Origin of the sequence: Mycobacterium sp. pUA109 (assembly GCF_041287095.1) — a bacterium.
GTDB lineage: Bacteria > Actinomycetota > Actinomycetes > Mycobacteriales > Mycobacteriaceae > Mycobacterium.
In genome coordinates this window covers 66,139-81,965 of sequence record NZ_JBGGKS010000005.1, presented here as the reverse complement: position 1 = coordinate 81,965, position 15,827 = coordinate 66,139, and the positions used below count along the sequence as shown (strand labels likewise).

Sequence of the window (15,827 nt, the reverse complement as noted above, 5' to 3'; positions counted from 1 at the left end):
GAAGCGTGCGCGCCGACCTGGGCATCGACACGGTCATCACCTTGCTGGCGGCCGGCCTGATTTTCCTATTGGCGCTGGGCCTGGGCGTCTGGAAATACCGGCAGATGGCCACCGCCGAAAACCACCTCGCGCACCCCTACGTGGACATCGCGCACCGCGCCGCGCTGCTCTATTCGTTCGCGACACTGCTAATCGCGGTCTTCGTGGAACTTAGCGGCTGGCCGACCTGGGTGAACCTGACCGCGGCGATGCTGGTGGTGTTCTTTTTCGTCGCCGCCATCGCCAGCTACATCGCGCACGGCGCCGCGCGTGACACCACCAACCAGTTCGCGCATCCGACCCGCGGTCTGCACCTCGGCATGTTCGCCCTCATCGCCGGTGAGATGGGCGGGTTCGCCGTGCTGCTGGCCGGTTTCATTGCCGCCCAACTGGTTTAGCGGCGGGCGGCCAGGGTCAGTCGGGTAGGTGCGGCATCTCCAGGCCGGGATCTCGGCCCAGCAGCGCCGCGCGAATCAGCGCCGGCTTGCCGAAGCGGCGGCGTATCCGGTCGATCGCCTCGTCGACGGCGGGCTGGTCGACCGCGTCGAACGGCAACTCCAACTGCTGGGCACCGGCGCGGTCGATGTTGGCCACCGCGAACCCGATCAACGTCAGGCCGCGCTCGGCGATCAGCGGGGCCGCCCCGGCCACCAAGTCGCGGGCGGCGGCCAGGATCGGCGCGGTCGAGGACGTCGCCCACGGCAGGGTGTGCGAGCGGGTGGCCCGGCCGAAGTCGTCGAACCGCAGCCGCAGCACCACCGTCCGGCCGGTGCGGCCCGCCGTGCGCATCCGACCGGTGATCCGGTCGATCAACGCCATCACCACGGCGTCCACCTCGCGCTCTGACATCCGGTTGCCGGCCCGCCCGAGTGCCCGCTGGGCGCCCACCGAGCGCCGTCGCACCCCGGGCTGCACCCGCCGCCGGTCGACATTGCGCGACAACGCGTACAACTGGCGGCCCATCGCGCCGCCCACCAGCGACGCCAGCGTCGCCTCGCTGAGTTCGGCCACCTGCGCGACGGTGTCGATGCCGTGGGCGTGCAGTTTCGCCGCGGTCACCGCGCCCACCCCCCACAGCCGCCGCACCGGCAGCGGATGCAGGAACGCCAACTCCCGCTCGGGCGGCACCAGCAGCAGCCCGTCGGGTTTGGCGACCTGGCTGGCGACCTTGGCCAAGAATTTGGTGCGGGCGATCCCGACCGTGATCGGCAGCCCGACCCGCTGCCGGACCTGGGCGCGCAGCCGTGCCGCGATCTGCACCGGCTCCCCCGCGACCCGGCGCAGGCCCGTCACGTCGAGAAACGCTTCGTCGACCGACACCGCCTCGACCAGCGGTGTGGTGTCGCGAAACACCGCGAACACCGCCTCGCTGGCGCGGGTGTAGGCCGACATCCGCGGCGGCACCACCACCGCCTGCGGGCACAGCCGCCGGGCGTGAGTCCCCGGCATCGCGGTGCGCACCCCGAAGGCTTTCGCCTCGTAGCTGGCGGCGAGTACCACTCCGCCGCCAACGATGACGGGCCGACCGCGCAGCGCGGGGTCGTCGCGTTGTTCGACCGACGCGTAGAACGCGTCGAGGTCCGCATGCAGGATGGTCGCCAAACCCGACACGAACATATGTTCGCATCACGGTGCGACAGGTTGCGGGCTAATTCGTGAGCGACGGTTCGCCGTAGACGCTGCTGACCCAGATGTGCACCAGGGTGTCCAGCAGGTGTTCGTCGGCCACCGCCGGGCGCTCGTCACCGAAGGTGGCCAGCATCATCCTCTCGTTGAGCAGGTTCAGCGCGGCGGACAGGTCGTGGGCCGGCAGGGTTACCGGCGCGGCGCCGCGGGCGCGTTCGGCTTCGATCACCACCGCGATGTGACCCACCCACTTCTGCATGAACCGCGACCACAGATCGCGAATGTCGGCGTTGGTGCGGGCGGCATCGGCGGCCAGCGAGACCGCCCGATGCGCACCGAAGGTCTCGACGAAGACGTTGATGCCGGTGCGCCACAGGGCTTTCACGTCGGACGGCGGGTTGGCGGCCATGGCTTCCAACGCGGAGTCGGCTTCGACGATCACCCGCTCGAACAGGGTGAGCAGCACGGCGTCCTTGGAGCGGAAGTAGAAGTAGAACGTGGGCCGGGACAGGCCGGCGCCCTTGGCCAGGTCATCGACCGAAATGTCGGCGAGCGGGCGCTGCTCCAGCAGCCGTTCGGCGGTGGTCAGGATGGCCAGTTCCCGGTCGTCGCCCGACGGGCGCGTCGAACGCCGACCGCGGGTGGCGCGGGCGGGGCTGGCGGTAGTCACGACCGCCACCTTACTCCATGTTGAAAAAATCAACACTCTGTTGACCAATTCAACACTGTGTTGATACCGTTGGTCCCATGACTGAACACCTCGACGTTGTCATCGTCGGCGCCGGGATCTCCGGCATCAGCGCCGCCTGGCATCTGCAGGACCGCTGCCCGACCAAGAGCTACGTGATCCTGGAGCGCCGCGCCGACCTCGGCGGCACCTGGGACCTGTTCCGCTACCCGGGCATCCGCTCCGACTCCGACATGTTCACGCTGGGTTTCCGGTTCAAGCCGTGGGAGTCCGCGCAGTCCATCGCCGACGGCGACAAGATCAAGGCCTACATCAAGGAGGCCGCCGCCGAGAACGGCATCGACCAGCACATCCGGTACCGCCAGAAGGTGGTGGCCGCCGACTGGTCCGACGCCGACAACCGCTGGACGGTCACCGTGGACAGCGACGGCACCCAGCGCGAGATCACCTGCTCGTTCCTGTTCGCCTGCAGCGGCTACTACAACTACGACGAGGGCTACTCGCCGAAGTTCCCCGGCGCCGAGGACTTCCAGGGCACCATCGTGCATCCGCAGCACTGGCCAGAGGATCTGGACTACGCGGGCAAGAAGATCGTCGTCATCGGGTCCGGCGCCACCGCGGTGACGCTGATCCCGTCCCTGGTGAAATCGGGCGCCGGCCACGTGACGATGCTGCAGCGCTCCCCGACCTACATCGGGTCGCTGCCCTTGGTGGACCCGGTCGCCGAGCGGGCCAACCGGCTGCTGCCGCCGCGGGCCGCGCACGTAGTCAACCGGTGGAAGGCGATCGGTTTCTCCACCGCGCAGTACCAGCTGTCCCGGCGCTTCCCCAACTACATGCGCAAAACGCTGCTGACCATGGCCAAGCGGCGACTGCCGGCGGGCTACGACGTGGAGAAGCACTTCGGCCCGAGCTACAAGCCGTGGGATCAGCGGTTGTGCCTGGCCCCCAACGGCGACCTGTTCCGCACCATCCGCAAGGGCCAGGCCGACGTCGTCACCGACACCATCGACACGTTCACCAAGACCGGCATCAAGCTCAGCTCCGGCGAGGAGTTGCAGGCCGACATCATCATCACCGCAACGGGTTTGAACCTGCAGCTGTTCGGCGGCGCGGAGATCCGGCGCAACGGTGTGCCGGTCGAACTCCACGAGACGATGTGCTACAAGGGCCTGATGTTGACCGGGATGCCGAACCTGGCGTTCACCATCGGCTACACCAACGCGTCGTGGACGCTGAAGGCCGACCTGGTCTCGGAGTTCGTCTGCCGGCTGCTCAACTACATGGACGCCCACGGCTTCGACACCGTGGTGCCCGATCATCCGGGCGACTCGGTGGAGGAGCGGCCGCTGATGGACTTCACCCCGGGCTATGTGCTGCGGGCGTTGGACTATCTGCCGAAGGCCGGTTCGCACTTCCCGTGGCGGCTCAAGCAGAACTACCTGCTGGACCTGGGGTTGATCCGCCGCGGCCGCGTCGACGACGAGGCGCTGCACTTCACCACCCACCGCGCGGCCGTCGCGGCGTAGTTCTTTCCCGCGACTGGCACTCTCCCGACGCCGCCTCGGCGTGTCGCGTCGTGAGAGTGCCACTCGCGGCGCCTGTTAACGGGCGTCGGGCGTTTCCGGCGCGGTGTGCCAGACTCCGGCCATGCACGAACCGGCATGGCCGTTTCTTGGCTCGGAGGTGCTGGCGGCCAAGGCGATCCCCGAGCGGGCGATGCGCACGCTGTACACGCCCGTCTACCCCGGCGTTTATGCGCCGTGGGGCGTGGAGCTGACCGCTTGCCAGCGGGCCCGGGCGGCCTGGTTGTGGTCGCGGCGCCGCGGGGTGGTCGCCGGCAATTCGGCGGCGGCGCTGCTCGGGACGAAGTGGGTGAGCTCGGCGTTGGACGCCGAACTGGTCTACGTCAACCGCAATCCACCGCCACGGGTGCGGGTGTATCGCGACACGTTGGCACCCGAGGAGCGGACGACCGTCGACGGTATGGCGGTAACCACCCCGGCACGAACGGCTTTCGACATCGGGCGACGCACCGTTTCGCGGCTGCACGCCGTGCAGCGCCTCGACGCGTTGGCGAATGCCACCGGGGTGGGGGTGGGCGATGTCGAGGCGGTCATGGCAGCACATCCCGGTGTGCGCGGGCTGAAGCCTCTGCGCGAACGGTTACCGCTGGTCGACGGCGGTGCCGAATCCCCTCAGGAGACCCGCACCCGGCTGGTGCTGATCGACGCCGGCTTCCCGCCGCCCGAGACCCAGATCATGGTCTACGACGAGTACGGCGAGTTCGTGGCCCGGGTCGATATGGGGTATCGGGAGCTCAAGGTCGGCATCGAGTACGACGGACCGCAGCACTGGACCGACCCGAAGCAGCGCCAGCGTGATATCGACCGACAAGCGGCGCTACTCGCGCTGGGCTGGGTGATTATCCGGGTCACCGCCGAGCTGCTCCGCTACCGCGAGGCGACCTTTATCGCCCGGGTGGACACGGCGATGTGCGCCGCCGGATGGGCCGGCCCGCCCGCGAGTGGCACCCTCGCGACGTTGCGTCGGCGCGTCGCGTCGTGAGAATGCCACTCGCGACGAAGAGGAAGACGGGAAACTAGACCACGACGATGCCGTCGTGGTCGCTGTAGGCGATCTCGCCGGGCACGAAGGTGACACCACCGAGTTCGACGACGACGTCACGGTCGCCGGCGCCGGTCTTGGTGCTTTTGCGCGGGTTGGTGCCCAACGCCTTGATCCCGATGTCGAGGGTGCGCAGGGTGGCCGCGTCGCGCACCGCCCCGTGCACGATCAGCCCGGCCCAGCCGTTGCTGCGGGCCAGCTCGGCGATCACGTCGCCGACCAGCGCGGTGTGCAGGGATCCGGCGCCGTCGATCACCAGCACCGCGCCCCCACCCGGCTCGGAGAGCACCGATTTCAGCAGCGCGTTGTCCTGAAAGCAGCGCACGGTGTGGATCGGGCCGGCAAACTCCTCGCGGCCCCCGTACTGGGTGAACTGCAGATCGCAGCTGCGCACGTCGGCCCCGATGTCGTCGACGAGGTCGGCGGTGGGCCGGAAGGTCACGGTCACGGCGGCGCCCGGTCAGGCGTCGTCGCCGGCGCGGCGTACCAGCTGACGGATCAGCAGCAGCACCAGCAGGCCGACGGCGACCGCGACCACCGGCGTCACCGGCGAGCGGCCGGCGACCGGTGTCGGCAGCGCGGCGGGCCGGGCGACCGGGTTGTTCGCCGCATCGACTGCCGATTTCGCCTGCGCGGCAGTCTCTTTCGCTGCCGCCGCGAGCTCGGCGGAGCCGTTGGTGTCGATCCCGGGTGCGGCCTTCTTGGCCGGCGCCTTCTTGGCGGGGGCCTTCTTCGCCGCTTTCTTCGCGGGTGCTTTCTTGGCGGGGGCCTTCTTCGCGGCCTTGGCGGGCGCCTTCTTCGCCGGTGTCTTCTTCGCCGGCGGCTCCGCGGCCTGCTCCGGCGCCGGCTTGTCCGACGGCGCCTGCGGCTCGGGCGGCTCCGGCGCAGCGTCGGGTCCGTTGTCGGGCTGGTCCTGCGAGTCTGCCATGCGGCTACTCCTTTGTGGTTTCCTCGTCGCGTACACCGGCAGCGATCCCCATCATGCCAGCACACGCCCGCAGCCCAGCACGGACCGCTAATCTGCCCGGCCGGGCGAGCACCGCGGTCACGACGATCTGCGCTGCGCCGCCCACAGACCGGCACCGACGATGACGATCGCCCCGACCGCAAACGGCCAGATCGGGATCTGGCGGCCGGAACCCCCGGTGGGGGCGGGCCCCGGCTCCGAGACCGCCGGCCCGGGCTGGCCGGTACCGGGCACGGTCAGCCGAAACGACCACGCCCCCGAGACCGGATGCCCGTCGGCCGAGGTCACCCGGTAATGCACCGTGTAGACGCCGGCCGGCCCCAGCGGGCGCACCTTAATACTGGCGATCGCGCCCTGCACCCGGGGATGCCCCGATTGCCACAGGTGGTGGTCGGGGCCCACCACCGTCATGGCCGCGAACGTGGGTTGCAGGCTCTCGTTGAAGGTGGCGCTGACTTCCTCCGGCCCGGTGGCCAGCTCGGCGTCCTTGGCCGGGTCGGTGGCGATCAGCACGGCGTGCGCGGCGGCCACGCCGGTCGCCCCGAACAGCATCATCGCCAGCAGCAGGACCACCGTCGCGACGCGCGCCGGGCGGGTCATGTGCGGCGGCGGGTGATCGCGACGGTCACGGCCAGTGCGGCCACCAGCAGCGCCGCCCCGGCCAGCAACCGTGCCGCGTTATCCGACGGGTCGGCGCTTTGGGCCCGGTCGGCGCCAACCGCGGGCGACTGCGCCCCCGGCGCCAGTGTCAGCACGGGCGCCGGGTGCTCGGGTTCCCCGCCGTCGGGCAGCGGTGGTTGATCCCAGCGCACCACGGTTCCGTCGGCGTATTTCTGGGTGGCGGCGAAGCTGACGCTGTCGGCGTCGGGCAGCTTCACCGAGATCCGGAACAGTCCGAACTGGTCTGCCCCGATCCCGCCGCCCGGGATCGCGGTCCAGGTCACCGACCGGACGGTGCCCGCGGCGGTGTCGCGGTCCAGTTTGGCCGCCCACCCCGGCATGGTCTCGGTGCGCGCCGACGCCACGTCGGGCAGGGTGACGACGAGCTCGGTTGTGGCGGAGCCGGTTTCGGATTCGTTGGGCACCTGGAAGGTCAGCATCGCGGTGCTGGCGCGGACCGCACCGGGGCTGCTGACATGCACGTGCGCCCAGGCCGGCGCCACCCCGATCGTCGACCCTAGGCACAGGGTGGCGGCGCCCACGGCGGCGACCCGCCGCACCGTGCGGGGCGAGCGCAGCTTCAGCCGGCGGCGCACGACCTCAGCCCAGCCCCAGTCGCGCCATCAGGTCCGCGTCGATCCCGTCGAGTTGTTCGGCGATCGCGGCATGCGCCGCGCGGCGCCGCGCCGACGGCATATTCTCCGCGGCGGTGACGGCCGCGGAAAGATCGGTCAGCCGTTCGGTGATCGCGGCCGCGAACTGTTTGGTCTCCGCGTCCTTGGGGTTCTTGTTCTGCACCAGCTGCAGCGTTTTCTCCGCTCCGGCGATGCGGGCCGACAACCGGGCCCCGTGCCCGGAGAACTGGCCGATCTGGGCCAACGGGACCCCGAGCCGGTCGGCCCGCCGTTCATCAAGCAGCCCGCGGGCGGCCATCGCGGCCCGGTAGACCACCGGGACCACGATCGGGGCGAGCAGCCGGGACACCGTCAACACGCGGCGGATCCGGGTCGGCGACAGCACTTTTCCCTCACGCGCCGCCTTGAGTTGATGCTCGGCGACTTTCAGCGCGGCCCGATCGCTGTCCCGTTGGGCCTTCAGTTGCGCCTTGAGCGCCTTGGTCTCGGCACGCTGCGCGGCCTTGTGTCGCCGCGCCTCATTTTTCGCGGCCAGCTTGGCCTCGAGTTTGGCGCGGGCCTTGAGCGCTCGCGCCTCAGCGCGACGGGTCGCGCGACTCTTTCGCTTGAACAGGCCCATCCCGGCTGCCTCCCCGGTATCTCGTCGACGCTGCGTGGCCGTGGATCGAGCCCACCCTAATCGCAGCGCGCCCACGACACGCCGTCAGGTCGACGCGGCACCGGCGCGACTACGCGTCGAGGTGCTCTTTGCGGCGCAGTTCGTCGACCTTGGCCACGATGTCCTGCTGCGCCTCCGGGGACAGCCCGATGGACCGGGTGGCGATGCGGCGCACCCCCTCGTCGCGCATGCTGTCGAGCCAGGCCAACTCTTTATCGAGCTTTTCGTAGTACTCGTCATCGGTGAAATACGCCGGTTTGATGCGGAAGAAGTTCGCCAATGCGGCCATGGTGGCCGTCGAGGGGTTGGTGCGGTTGCCCGAACGCAGCTGCGACAGGTAGGGAGCCGACATCGTGATGCCCTCGGCCTTCAGTGCTGCGATCACCTCCGCCGATGTATGCGGGCCGCGCCCCGGCGGATACACCGTGTCAAAGAGGCGGTTCAGGCGGGCGGCGAACGTCGTGCTCATCGATATGACCTCCAAAGGGGTTCGAAGAACAAGAGCAGAGGAATCCAAGCATGTATTTGCTGCTTATCGTAGCGAGAGTTGTGCCCCCAACCAAGTGCAAACCAGGAAAGAATTCTCCCGTACGGCCCAGCGGGTCGGCGCCGGCCCGCGATGAGAATGTCGACCGGCGCAAACACGATATATACAAACTGCACCAAGAGAATCGTGGCACTGCCACGGGCGCGCGGTCGGCCACCGAGAATTGGTTGGTCGACCAGCGCTGGTTAGGGGTCCTCGTCGGGCAACCTACCGTCAATGTTCGTCGCGCCGAAACCCGGCTTTGCTGCGGCGGCGGGTTCCGGGCAAGTCCGTCGCCCGGCCGACCCGCCCGCGGGTGTCGGTACGCGGCGTACCTCAGGGCGCGTGGCAGCCAGTGCCAGCTCGACCGCAACCGTGCCCATGCCGACCGTGGCGCCGAAAGGCGCTATGCGGCAAGGAGCATGGCCAGAATCGCGGTATCGGGATCGCTGATCGGGTCGACACCCACCCGGCTCACCATCGAGGTCACGGTTCCGTCGGCTTCGGCCTCCACCCAGGCGGCCCGATGCTCGAGGCCTAGATGCGGGAGCCCGGGCAGCAGCACACATCCCGACGCCGCGCCGTAGCACTCGGGTAGGGACGGGGTGGTTTCCGACGGGGGGTGCAGCATCAGCAGCGCGGGCGGCTGGTGTTCGGCGAAATGCCCTGGCGCAATGGCGGATTCACCAACCACGGTGCCCTCGGCGAGCACCAACCCGACCGTGTCCGGCGGCGGAGACTCGGGCAACTCCTCGCGAGCACCGAATACTGTTGTGGTGGAGAGTAATCCCGGCAATGACGCCACCCGGACGGCGACGATCAGCAGCTGCGCCCATTCCTTTGTGGAGTCCGGCCAGCGACCAAAAATCACGAAGCCTTTTAAGGCACCGTGGGAATGAAATGGCGCGATCTCAATCGCCCGGCCTGACCCAGTTTCCATTGGTCCTCCGCGACACCCCGTGGGTCTGTTTATCCAGCATGCGCCGCGGATCGGGGGCGTGCAAGCAGACACGACGGGCATCGGGTCCGGGAAACAGACGGGGCGCCGCGCGGTTCGCGCGGCGCCCCAGCCAGGCCCTATCGGACTGGTTCAGCCGAAGATCAGCCCCTTGGTCTTCGAGGTCGCGGCGGCGTACCGGTCCTGGACGTCCGCCCAGTTCACGACATTCCAGAACGCTTTTGCGAAGTCGACCTTGACATTTTTGTACTGCAAGTAAAACGCGTGCTCCCACATATCCAGCAGCAGCAACGGAACAATGCCCAGCGGGAAGTTGGTCTGGTGGTCGTACACCTGGAAGATCAGCAGCTTATTGCCGAGGGTGTCCCAGCCCAGCGCCGCCCAGCCCGAGCCCTGCACCGTGGTGGCGGCGGCGTGGAACTGCGCGCGGAACTTGTCGAACGAACCGAACGCCTCATCGATGGCGGCCGCCAGTTCGCCGGTCGGCTTGTCGCCACCGTTGGGTGACAGGTTCTTCCACCAGATCGTGTGGTTGACGTGGCCGGCCAGGTTGAACGCCAGGTTCTTTTCATTCAGCAGGATCGCGGAGTGGTCTTCCTTGGCGCGGGCCTCTTCGAGCTTGGTGATGGCGTCGTTGGCGCCCTTGACGTAGGTCGCGTGGTGCTTGCTGTGGTGAAGCTCGTTGATCTGACCCGAGATGTGCGGCTCTAGGGCTCCGTAGTCCCAGTCCAAATCCGGCAAGGTGTATTCAGTCACGAGATTCCTTCCTTCAATCGATAGCGGGCTGCATCTGGCGTTCCGCTCGCAGCGGTCCGCGTCGGGGGCTGTACGCGGTCAACATTGCTCCATGGCCGCGCACACCGCAACAACGGGTGCGTTACGTGGCTACCCGCTCGGCGCGGGTTCAGAACAAAACGATGATGGCGAAAATCGCCAATAACACGAGCGCGATCAAACCGGCGCGCAAACCGGCCAGCAGGTACGAGTGGTTGTAGGTCGGAGACCCCAGCGACCAGTGCCCCGACGACGACCGCGGACCAATCGGCTGTGCCGCCATCATGCCACCTTGACCTGCACGCATAACTCGCTCTCAGTGAGATGTGTCACAACTGCTTCGTGTGTCCGCGATGATAGCGCGCGCCGCGCCGCAAGGAAAAATCCGGTGTGCTCTTGCCCCGGCGACGGCGTCCGACGGCGTGCGACCATGTGTTCGACCGACCGGATGCTTAGCGAGGCAATCCATTTCGCTCAGCGCTCGCAGAGCTGTTGATCGAAGTGCTTCGATACCGTTTCGTTATCCACAGTCGGAGCTCAGCACGGCCACAGAATCCGCGCTCATCACCCGGCCTGGTCGACGGCCGCACTGTGGATAAACCTGTGGAAACTGTGGATACCGCTAGGTAGCTGGTGCGGCGTGCTCGTGCACGGCCGGGCGCCGCATGCCAAGATCGAGCCCATGGACGATGGGGTCACGCAGGCCGACGTCGCCGGCCTGCCGCAAAGCTTCCAGGCGCCGGCCGTCTTGCTGGATGTCCGCGAGCACGACGAGTGGCAGCGCGGCCACGCCGCCGACGCGCTGCACATCCCGATGGGTGAAGTGCCGTCGCGCCTCGACGAGCTCGACCGCGACGGCCAGCTGTATGTCATCTGCCATGTCGGCGGCCGGTCCCAGCGGGTCGCCCAGTTTCTACATCGCAACGGCTACCGGGCCGTCAACGTCAGCGGCGGGATGTTGGCCTGGGCCGCCGCCGGGCGGCCGGTGATCACCGACGACGGGCGTCCCGGCACCGTCTGACCTCCCGGCCGGCCGCGCCCCGGCTACCCTGGTGCGGTGATCCAAGTGTGCTCCCAGTGCGGCACGCGGTGGAACGTGCGCGATCGACAGCGCAGCTGGTGCCCGCGGTGTCGCGGCGCGTTGCTCGCGCCGCGGACGGATGCGCCGCCGGTGAACCCGCGGTGGGGCCCGTCCGGGCAGCCTCCGCGGGCGCAACTGCCGACCGGCTTCCGGTGGATCGCGGTGCGCCCCGGCCCGCCCCCGCCGCCGTGCCGTCAGCGCCGCCCGCTTGGTCCCACTCCGCGCTACACCGCGATCCCCCGGTGGGGCCTGGTGGACTCGGTCACGACGGGGAGTGCGCCGCCGGAGGCGGTGTCGCAGCGCGGGCCGTCGGCGGCGTTGGTGCGGGCGATGTTGCTGGCGGCCACCCTGGCGCTGGGCATCGCCGTGTTCGCGTACGTGGTGCGTTATGTGCTGCTGGTCATCAACCGCAACACCTTGCTGCATCCGCTGGTGGCCGGGGCGGGACTGTGGTTGGGGATCCTGGCCAGCGTCGCGGCGACGCTGCTGACCATCGCCGCCGCGGTGGTGCTGACCCGGTGGCTGATCGCCCGACGTGCGGCGGCCTTCGCCCACCGCGGCCATCTCGATCCGCGGGCGACCTGGGCGGTGCGGCTCGGCTGCCTGGCACCCCCGGTCTATGCGCTAGTGACCGCGCGGATCATCGCGATCCTCTTCGCCCTCCCGGACGAGCCGCCGAGCCACTGGCTGCTGATCCTGGCGCTGCTGGTCTGTTTGCTGCCCCTGCTCGCAATGGTGTGGGCCCTGGTCTATCTCATCGAGCTGGCGAAAACCGAAGACCACTACACGCGGCTGCGCCAACCGATCTGGGCGTGGTGGGTGGCGGCGCTGCTCGGCACCGCAACCTCCACGTTCGCCACCCTCACCAGCTTTGCTCGTGACGCCCAAGGCATCGCGAACAACACCGTGGCGATGACGCTGGCGTATTTGCTGACCCTGGTCGCGACGGTCGCCGTCGCGCGGGTCTTCGAAGGATTCGAGCGTCGCCCGGTCGAGCGGCCCGTGCACCGCTGGGTGGTGGTCGCCGACGCGGCACCGGCCGTATCGGAACCAAGCGCTGCGGGTGAGTCGCTTGAGTCCGAGCAGCAGGAACCGGCAGCATAAGGGCCATGGCGTCGACCGATGGGGTCCTCACCGGGCACCCCTATGTGGTCGCCCACCGCGGCGCCTCGGTCGATTGGCCCGAACACACCTTGGCCGCCTATGACCTGGCACTGCAGGAGGGCGCCGACGGGGTCGAGTGCGATGTGCGGTTGACCCGCGACGGCCACCTGGTGTGTGTGCACGACCGCCGGGTCGACCGGACCTCGTCGGGCGCCGGGCTGGTCAGCGAGATGACGCTGGCGCAGCTGCGCGAACTGGATTACGGCGGCTGGCATGACAGCCGGTTGCGCGACGGCCCACCCGGAGACACCGGGCTGCTGACGCTGGATGCGCTGGTATCGCTGGTGTTGGACTGGAACCGGCCGGTGAAGCTGTTCATCGAAACCAAGCATCCGGTCCGCTACGGCGGGCTGGTGGAAAGCAAGCTGCTGGCGCTGCTGCAACGCTTCGGCATCGCGTCGCCGGCCTCCGCGGATCGGTCCCGCGCGGTGGTGATGTCGTTCTCCGCGGCGGCGGTGTGGCGCGTCCGGCGCGCCGCGCCGCTGCTACCGACCGTGCTGCTCGGGGAAGCCTCCCGGTATCTGGGGGGCAGCGCCGCCACCACCGTCGGGGCCACCGCGGTCGGGCCGTCGATCGCGACGCTGCGCGAGCATCCCGAGTTGGTCGACCGCGCCGCCGCCAAGGGCCGGGCGCTGTACTGCTGGACCGTCGACCAGTTCGAGGACGTCGACTTCTGCCGGGAGGTGGGTGTCGCCTGGATGGCCACCCATTACCCGGCCCGCACCAAAGCCTGGCTTCAGGGCGGGCCGGGGTCCTGCGGCTAGGGGCTAGCGGGCGCCGCCGGCGATGCGCGGCGCCCCCGGTTCGGCGGAGACGGTGCCGACCTCGCGGGCGAGGAAGTTCTCCAGGTCGAACAGGTTGTCCCCGGCGCGGCCGGCGACCCGGACCAGCGTGGTCATCAGCGACACCTCCTCGACCTGCTCGCGCAGGAACCACTGCATGAACTGCTCGCCGAGGTAGTCGCCCTCGTCGCGGGCCACGCCGACCAGCCGGCTGACCTGTTCGGTGACCGTGCGTTCTTGATCCAGCGCCAACGCCAGCGCCTCGCGGGGGGCGTCGAACTGGTTGCGCACCGTGTCCACCCCGGGGATCTCGACGTGGACATCGCGGTCCAGCAGGTACTGCACCATCATCATCGCGTGGTTGCGCTCCTCGACGGCTTGAGCATAGAAATGCTTCGCCAATTGCGGTAAATCGCCGCCGTCGAAGTAAACCGCGATCGCGATGTATTGCTGCGCAGCACTGAATTCGTTGTAAATCTGCTCCTGCAGCAGTGCGTGGAATTTCGTCTTCTGGGCATCGCGTTCACTCATGCCCAGTACGGTACGCCCAGCTCAGATGCGTTGTCACCCAAGGTAATACTTAGTCAGGACAGCGTTGCCTAAGTTAAGCAAGGCTAGGTTTTATTGGCGGCGAGTGTGCAATTTCATACGCCCGCCGCGGCGTGTTGCGGATGAAATCGCGCAGTCGGGATTGGTTACGGTTGGCCGTCGAATGCATCCGGGGGCACCGGGGCGTCGGCGGCCAGCGCGTCGAACAGGTCGGCGGCGGCCTGGTGGTTCCACACCACAACCGCGCCCGCGTCGCTGTCGGTGAACTCGCCGATCGGCACGGTGAGCGTGGTGGTCGCGCCGTGCAGCGCCCAGGCCAGCCGGGCCAGATCCCACACGTGGTCGTCCTGATCGACGCTGAGCGCGGCCACCCCCGCGCGGGGCACCGTGTACCAGCGCTGGGGGTTGAGCCAGACGGTCGGATCGGTGAGCCGCTGCAGCAGCGCCGCCATGAACTGCCGCTGGTGCACCATCCGGTCCAGGTCGGCGCGCGGGGTGGCGCGGGTGCGGACGAAGCCCAGCGCGGTGCGGCCGTCCAGCCGCTGGCAGCCCGGCGCCAGGTCGATCCCGGCCAGCGGATCGGTGATCGGGTCGCTGGGGCAGACGGTCACCCCACCGAGCGCGTCGACCAGCTCGGCGAAGCCGCTGAAGCCGATCTCGGCGTAGTGATCGAGCCGCAGCCCGGTGGCCTGCTCCACCGTCTGGGCCAGCAGCGGTGCCCCGCCCATCGCGTAGGCGGCGTTGATCTTGTCCCGGCCGTAGCCGGGGATCGGAACATACGAGTCGCGGGGCAGCGACACCATGGTGGTCGCGCCGGTCGGCCCGGCGGCCACGTGCACCAACAGGATGGTGTCGGTGCGCCCGTTGCCCAGGTCGTCGCCGGTGGTCAGCTCGGCCTGCTGCTCGGCGGTGAGTCCCTGCCGGCTGTCCGAACCGACCAGCAGCCAGGTGGTGCCGTGACCGGCGGGCGGGCGGTCCGGGTAGCCGGTCAGCACCGGGCTGCGGTTCAGCGAGGTGTCGACCCAGGCGCCGCCGGCAACGACGCTCACCCCCGCCAGCACCGCGCCCAGCAGCAGCGCGGCGACCAGGCGGCGACCCCACCGGCGTTTGCGGCGGGGCTTCGGCGCGACCGGTCGCGGCGGTGGCGGCGCGGTCGGCCGCGGTGGCGGCGGTCGACGGTGACCGGGGTCGCGGCGCAGCATCGGCGGGGGTTCCGGGCGCTGCGGCCGGGATCCGCGCGGCTGCACTCCCCCGTTGCCGTTCACCGCATCCATTGTGGCGGCCTCACCGCAGCCAGCTCAGGTGCGCGGACAACAGCGCATAGCCGACGAAGGCGACGGTGTCGATCAGGCCGTGGGCGATCACCAGCGGCCACAGCCGCCCGCTGCGCCGCCACACGTAGCCGAACACCAGGCCCATCGCCAGATTGCCTAACCCCGCGCCGAATCCTTGATACAGGTGGTAGGTGCCGCGCAGCAGGCTTGAGCACGCCAGCGCCACGGCCGGGTTCACCTTCAGCTGGCGCAGCCGGGTGAGCAGATAGCCGACGACGATCACCTCTTCGGCCCACCCGTTGGCGAAGGCGGCCGCCACCAGCATGGGCACCCGCCACCAGGTGTCGCCTAACCCCGAGGGGACGACCTCGGCGTTAAGCCCCAGCCAGCGCCCGACGAGGTAGAGCCCGAGCCCCGGCACGCCGATCAGGGCGGCCAGGCCGACGCCGCCGAGCAGGTCGGCGCGCCACCGGAATCGGCCCAACCCGATGCGTTGCGCGCCGATACCGCTGCGCCACAACAGGTATAGGGCCAGACCGCCCCAGGCGATCAGCTGCACCGCCCAGGCCAGGTTCAGGCCCAGGTCGATCAGGTCGAAGTAGGACCGCTTGGGGTTGAGCGGGATGCGCTGGGCGCTGAGGTTGCGCAGCACCGCGTCGGACAGTTGCAGCACCGCGGTGACGGCGCTGAGTCCGTAGGTGACCGCCAGCACGACACCGATCTCGATGCGCAGCCCGCGCCGCTCGGCGCCCGCCGGGGTACTCACCCCGACACGGTAGCGTCGTTGACTTTGCGTCCACGGCGCCGCTTACTCGCAC

General features: G+C 69.2%; 20 protein-coding genes. 6 read left to right on the top strand and 14 right to left on the bottom strand.

The annotated features are described in order from the left end of the window. Positions 1–5 precede the first annotated feature (5 nt). Entirely contained in the window at positions 6–437 is a 432-nt protein-coding gene (locus ACAG26_RS07615; RefSeq protein ID WP_370480880.1) for a hypothetical protein, read from the top strand. 16 nt (positions 438–453) lie between these two features. Here ACAG26_RS07615 and dinB read toward each other — a convergent pair whose 3' ends face one another. Continuing rightward, a complete protein-coding gene (dinB, locus tag ACAG26_RS07610; RefSeq protein WP_370480877.1) occupies positions 454–1,656 on the bottom strand; it encodes a DNA polymerase IV in 1,203 nt (400 codons plus the stop codon). Between the two features lie 31 nt (positions 1,657–1,687). Next, positions 1,688–2,335 (bottom strand): TetR/AcrR family transcriptional regulator, encoded by a 648-nt coding sequence (locus ACAG26_RS07605; protein ID WP_370480875.1) that lies wholly within the window; start codon positions 2,333–2,335, stop codon positions 1,688–1,690. A 77-nt stretch (positions 2,336–2,412) separates the two neighbouring features. Between ACAG26_RS07605 and ACAG26_RS07600 the strand changes: the two genes are divergently transcribed. Further along, positions 2,413–3,882 (top strand): flavin-containing monooxygenase, encoded by a 1,470-nt coding sequence (locus ACAG26_RS07600; protein ID WP_370480873.1) that lies wholly within the window; start codon positions 2,413–2,415, stop codon positions 3,880–3,882. Between the two features lie 121 nt (positions 3,883–4,003). Then, positions 4,004–4,921, top strand: coding sequence for an endonuclease domain-containing protein (locus ACAG26_RS07595; protein WP_370480872.1), 918 nt, complete (start codon positions 4,004–4,006; stop codon positions 4,919–4,921). A 34-nt stretch (positions 4,922–4,955) separates the two neighbouring features. Here the strand turns inward: ACAG26_RS07595 and rraA are convergent, their stop codons facing one another. The 9 genes from rraA to ACAG26_RS07550 all read right to left on the bottom strand — a co-directional run bounded on the left by rraA (position 4,956) and on the right by ACAG26_RS07550 (position 10,442). Next, positions 4,956–5,429, bottom strand: a complete 474-nt coding sequence (rraA, locus tag ACAG26_RS07590; RefSeq protein ID WP_370480870.1) for a ribonuclease E activity regulator RraA — start codon at positions 5,427–5,429, stop codon at positions 4,956–4,958. Positions 5,430–5,441: 12 nt separating this feature from the next. Next, on the bottom strand, positions 5,442–5,909 hold the full coding sequence (locus tag ACAG26_RS07585) for a nucleoid-structuring protein H-NS (RefSeq protein ID WP_370480868.1): 468 nt from the start codon (positions 5,907–5,909) through the stop codon (positions 5,442–5,444). A gap of 117 nt (positions 5,910–6,026) precedes the next feature. Further along, entirely contained in the window at positions 6,027–6,548 is a 522-nt protein-coding gene (locus ACAG26_RS07580) for a copper resistance protein CopC (protein WP_370480866.1), read from the bottom strand. Beyond that, positions 6,545–7,204, bottom strand: coding sequence for a YcnI family protein (locus tag ACAG26_RS07575; RefSeq protein WP_370480865.1), 660 nt, complete (start codon positions 7,202–7,204; stop codon positions 6,545–6,547). The genes ACAG26_RS07580 and ACAG26_RS07575 overlap by 4 nt, the downstream gene beginning before the upstream one ends. A gap of 4 nt (positions 7,205–7,208) precedes the next feature. Beyond that, positions 7,209–7,862 (bottom strand): DUF6474 family protein, encoded by a 654-nt coding sequence (locus tag ACAG26_RS07570; protein ID WP_370480863.1) that lies wholly within the window; start codon positions 7,860–7,862, stop codon positions 7,209–7,211. A 109-nt stretch (positions 7,863–7,971) separates the two neighbouring features. Next, complete coding sequence (locus ACAG26_RS07565) at positions 7,972–8,370, bottom strand: transcriptional regulator (RefSeq protein WP_370480861.1); 399 nt, start codon at positions 8,368–8,370, stop codon at positions 7,972–7,974. A gap of 463 nt (positions 8,371–8,833) precedes the next feature. Beyond that, positions 8,834–9,367, bottom strand: a complete 534-nt coding sequence (locus tag ACAG26_RS07560) for a peptidase (protein WP_370480860.1) — start codon at positions 9,365–9,367, stop codon at positions 8,834–8,836. Between the two features lie 150 nt (positions 9,368–9,517). Continuing rightward, positions 9,518–10,141, bottom strand: coding sequence for a superoxide dismutase (locus tag ACAG26_RS07555; protein ID WP_370480858.1), 624 nt, complete (start codon positions 10,139–10,141; stop codon positions 9,518–9,520). A gap of 148 nt (positions 10,142–10,289) precedes the next feature. Beyond that, positions 10,290–10,442, bottom strand: a complete 153-nt coding sequence (locus ACAG26_RS07550; RefSeq protein WP_370480856.1) for a hypothetical protein — start codon at positions 10,440–10,442, stop codon at positions 10,290–10,292. 399 nt (positions 10,443–10,841) lie between these two features. Here ACAG26_RS07550 and ACAG26_RS07545 point away from each other — a divergent pair, with 399 nt between their 5' ends. The 3 genes from ACAG26_RS07545 to ACAG26_RS07535 all read left to right on the top strand — a co-directional run bounded on the left by ACAG26_RS07545 (position 10,842) and on the right by ACAG26_RS07535 (position 13,168). Continuing rightward, positions 10,842–11,180, top strand: coding sequence for a rhodanese-like domain-containing protein (locus ACAG26_RS07545; protein ID WP_370480855.1), 339 nt, complete (start codon positions 10,842–10,844; stop codon positions 11,178–11,180). Positions 11,181–11,330: 150 nt separating this feature from the next. Then, positions 11,331–12,344, top strand: coding sequence for a DUF4328 domain-containing protein (locus tag ACAG26_RS07540; protein ID WP_370480853.1), 1,014 nt, complete (start codon positions 11,331–11,333; stop codon positions 12,342–12,344). A 5-nt stretch (positions 12,345–12,349) separates the two neighbouring features. After that, entirely contained in the window at positions 12,350–13,168 is an 819-nt protein-coding gene (locus ACAG26_RS07535; RefSeq protein ID WP_370480851.1) for a glycerophosphodiester phosphodiesterase, read from the top strand. Between the two features lie 3 nt (positions 13,169–13,171). On the opposite strand, the gene ACAG26_RS07530 is transcribed toward ACAG26_RS07535, so the two are convergent. From ACAG26_RS07530 to ACAG26_RS07520, 3 genes are all read right to left on the bottom strand, one after another. Next, positions 13,172–13,717, bottom strand: coding sequence for a ferritin (locus tag ACAG26_RS07530; protein WP_370480850.1), 546 nt, complete (start codon positions 13,715–13,717; stop codon positions 13,172–13,174). Between the two features lie 164 nt (positions 13,718–13,881). After that, a complete protein-coding gene (locus ACAG26_RS07525; RefSeq protein ID WP_370480849.1) occupies positions 13,882–15,009 on the bottom strand; it encodes an LCP family protein in 1,128 nt (375 codons plus the stop codon). Between the two features lie 10 nt (positions 15,010–15,019). After that, complete coding sequence (locus ACAG26_RS07520; RefSeq protein ID WP_370480847.1) at positions 15,020–15,775, bottom strand: CPBP family intramembrane glutamic endopeptidase; 756 nt, start codon at positions 15,773–15,775, stop codon at positions 15,020–15,022. Positions 15,776–15,827: the final 52 nt, after the last annotated feature.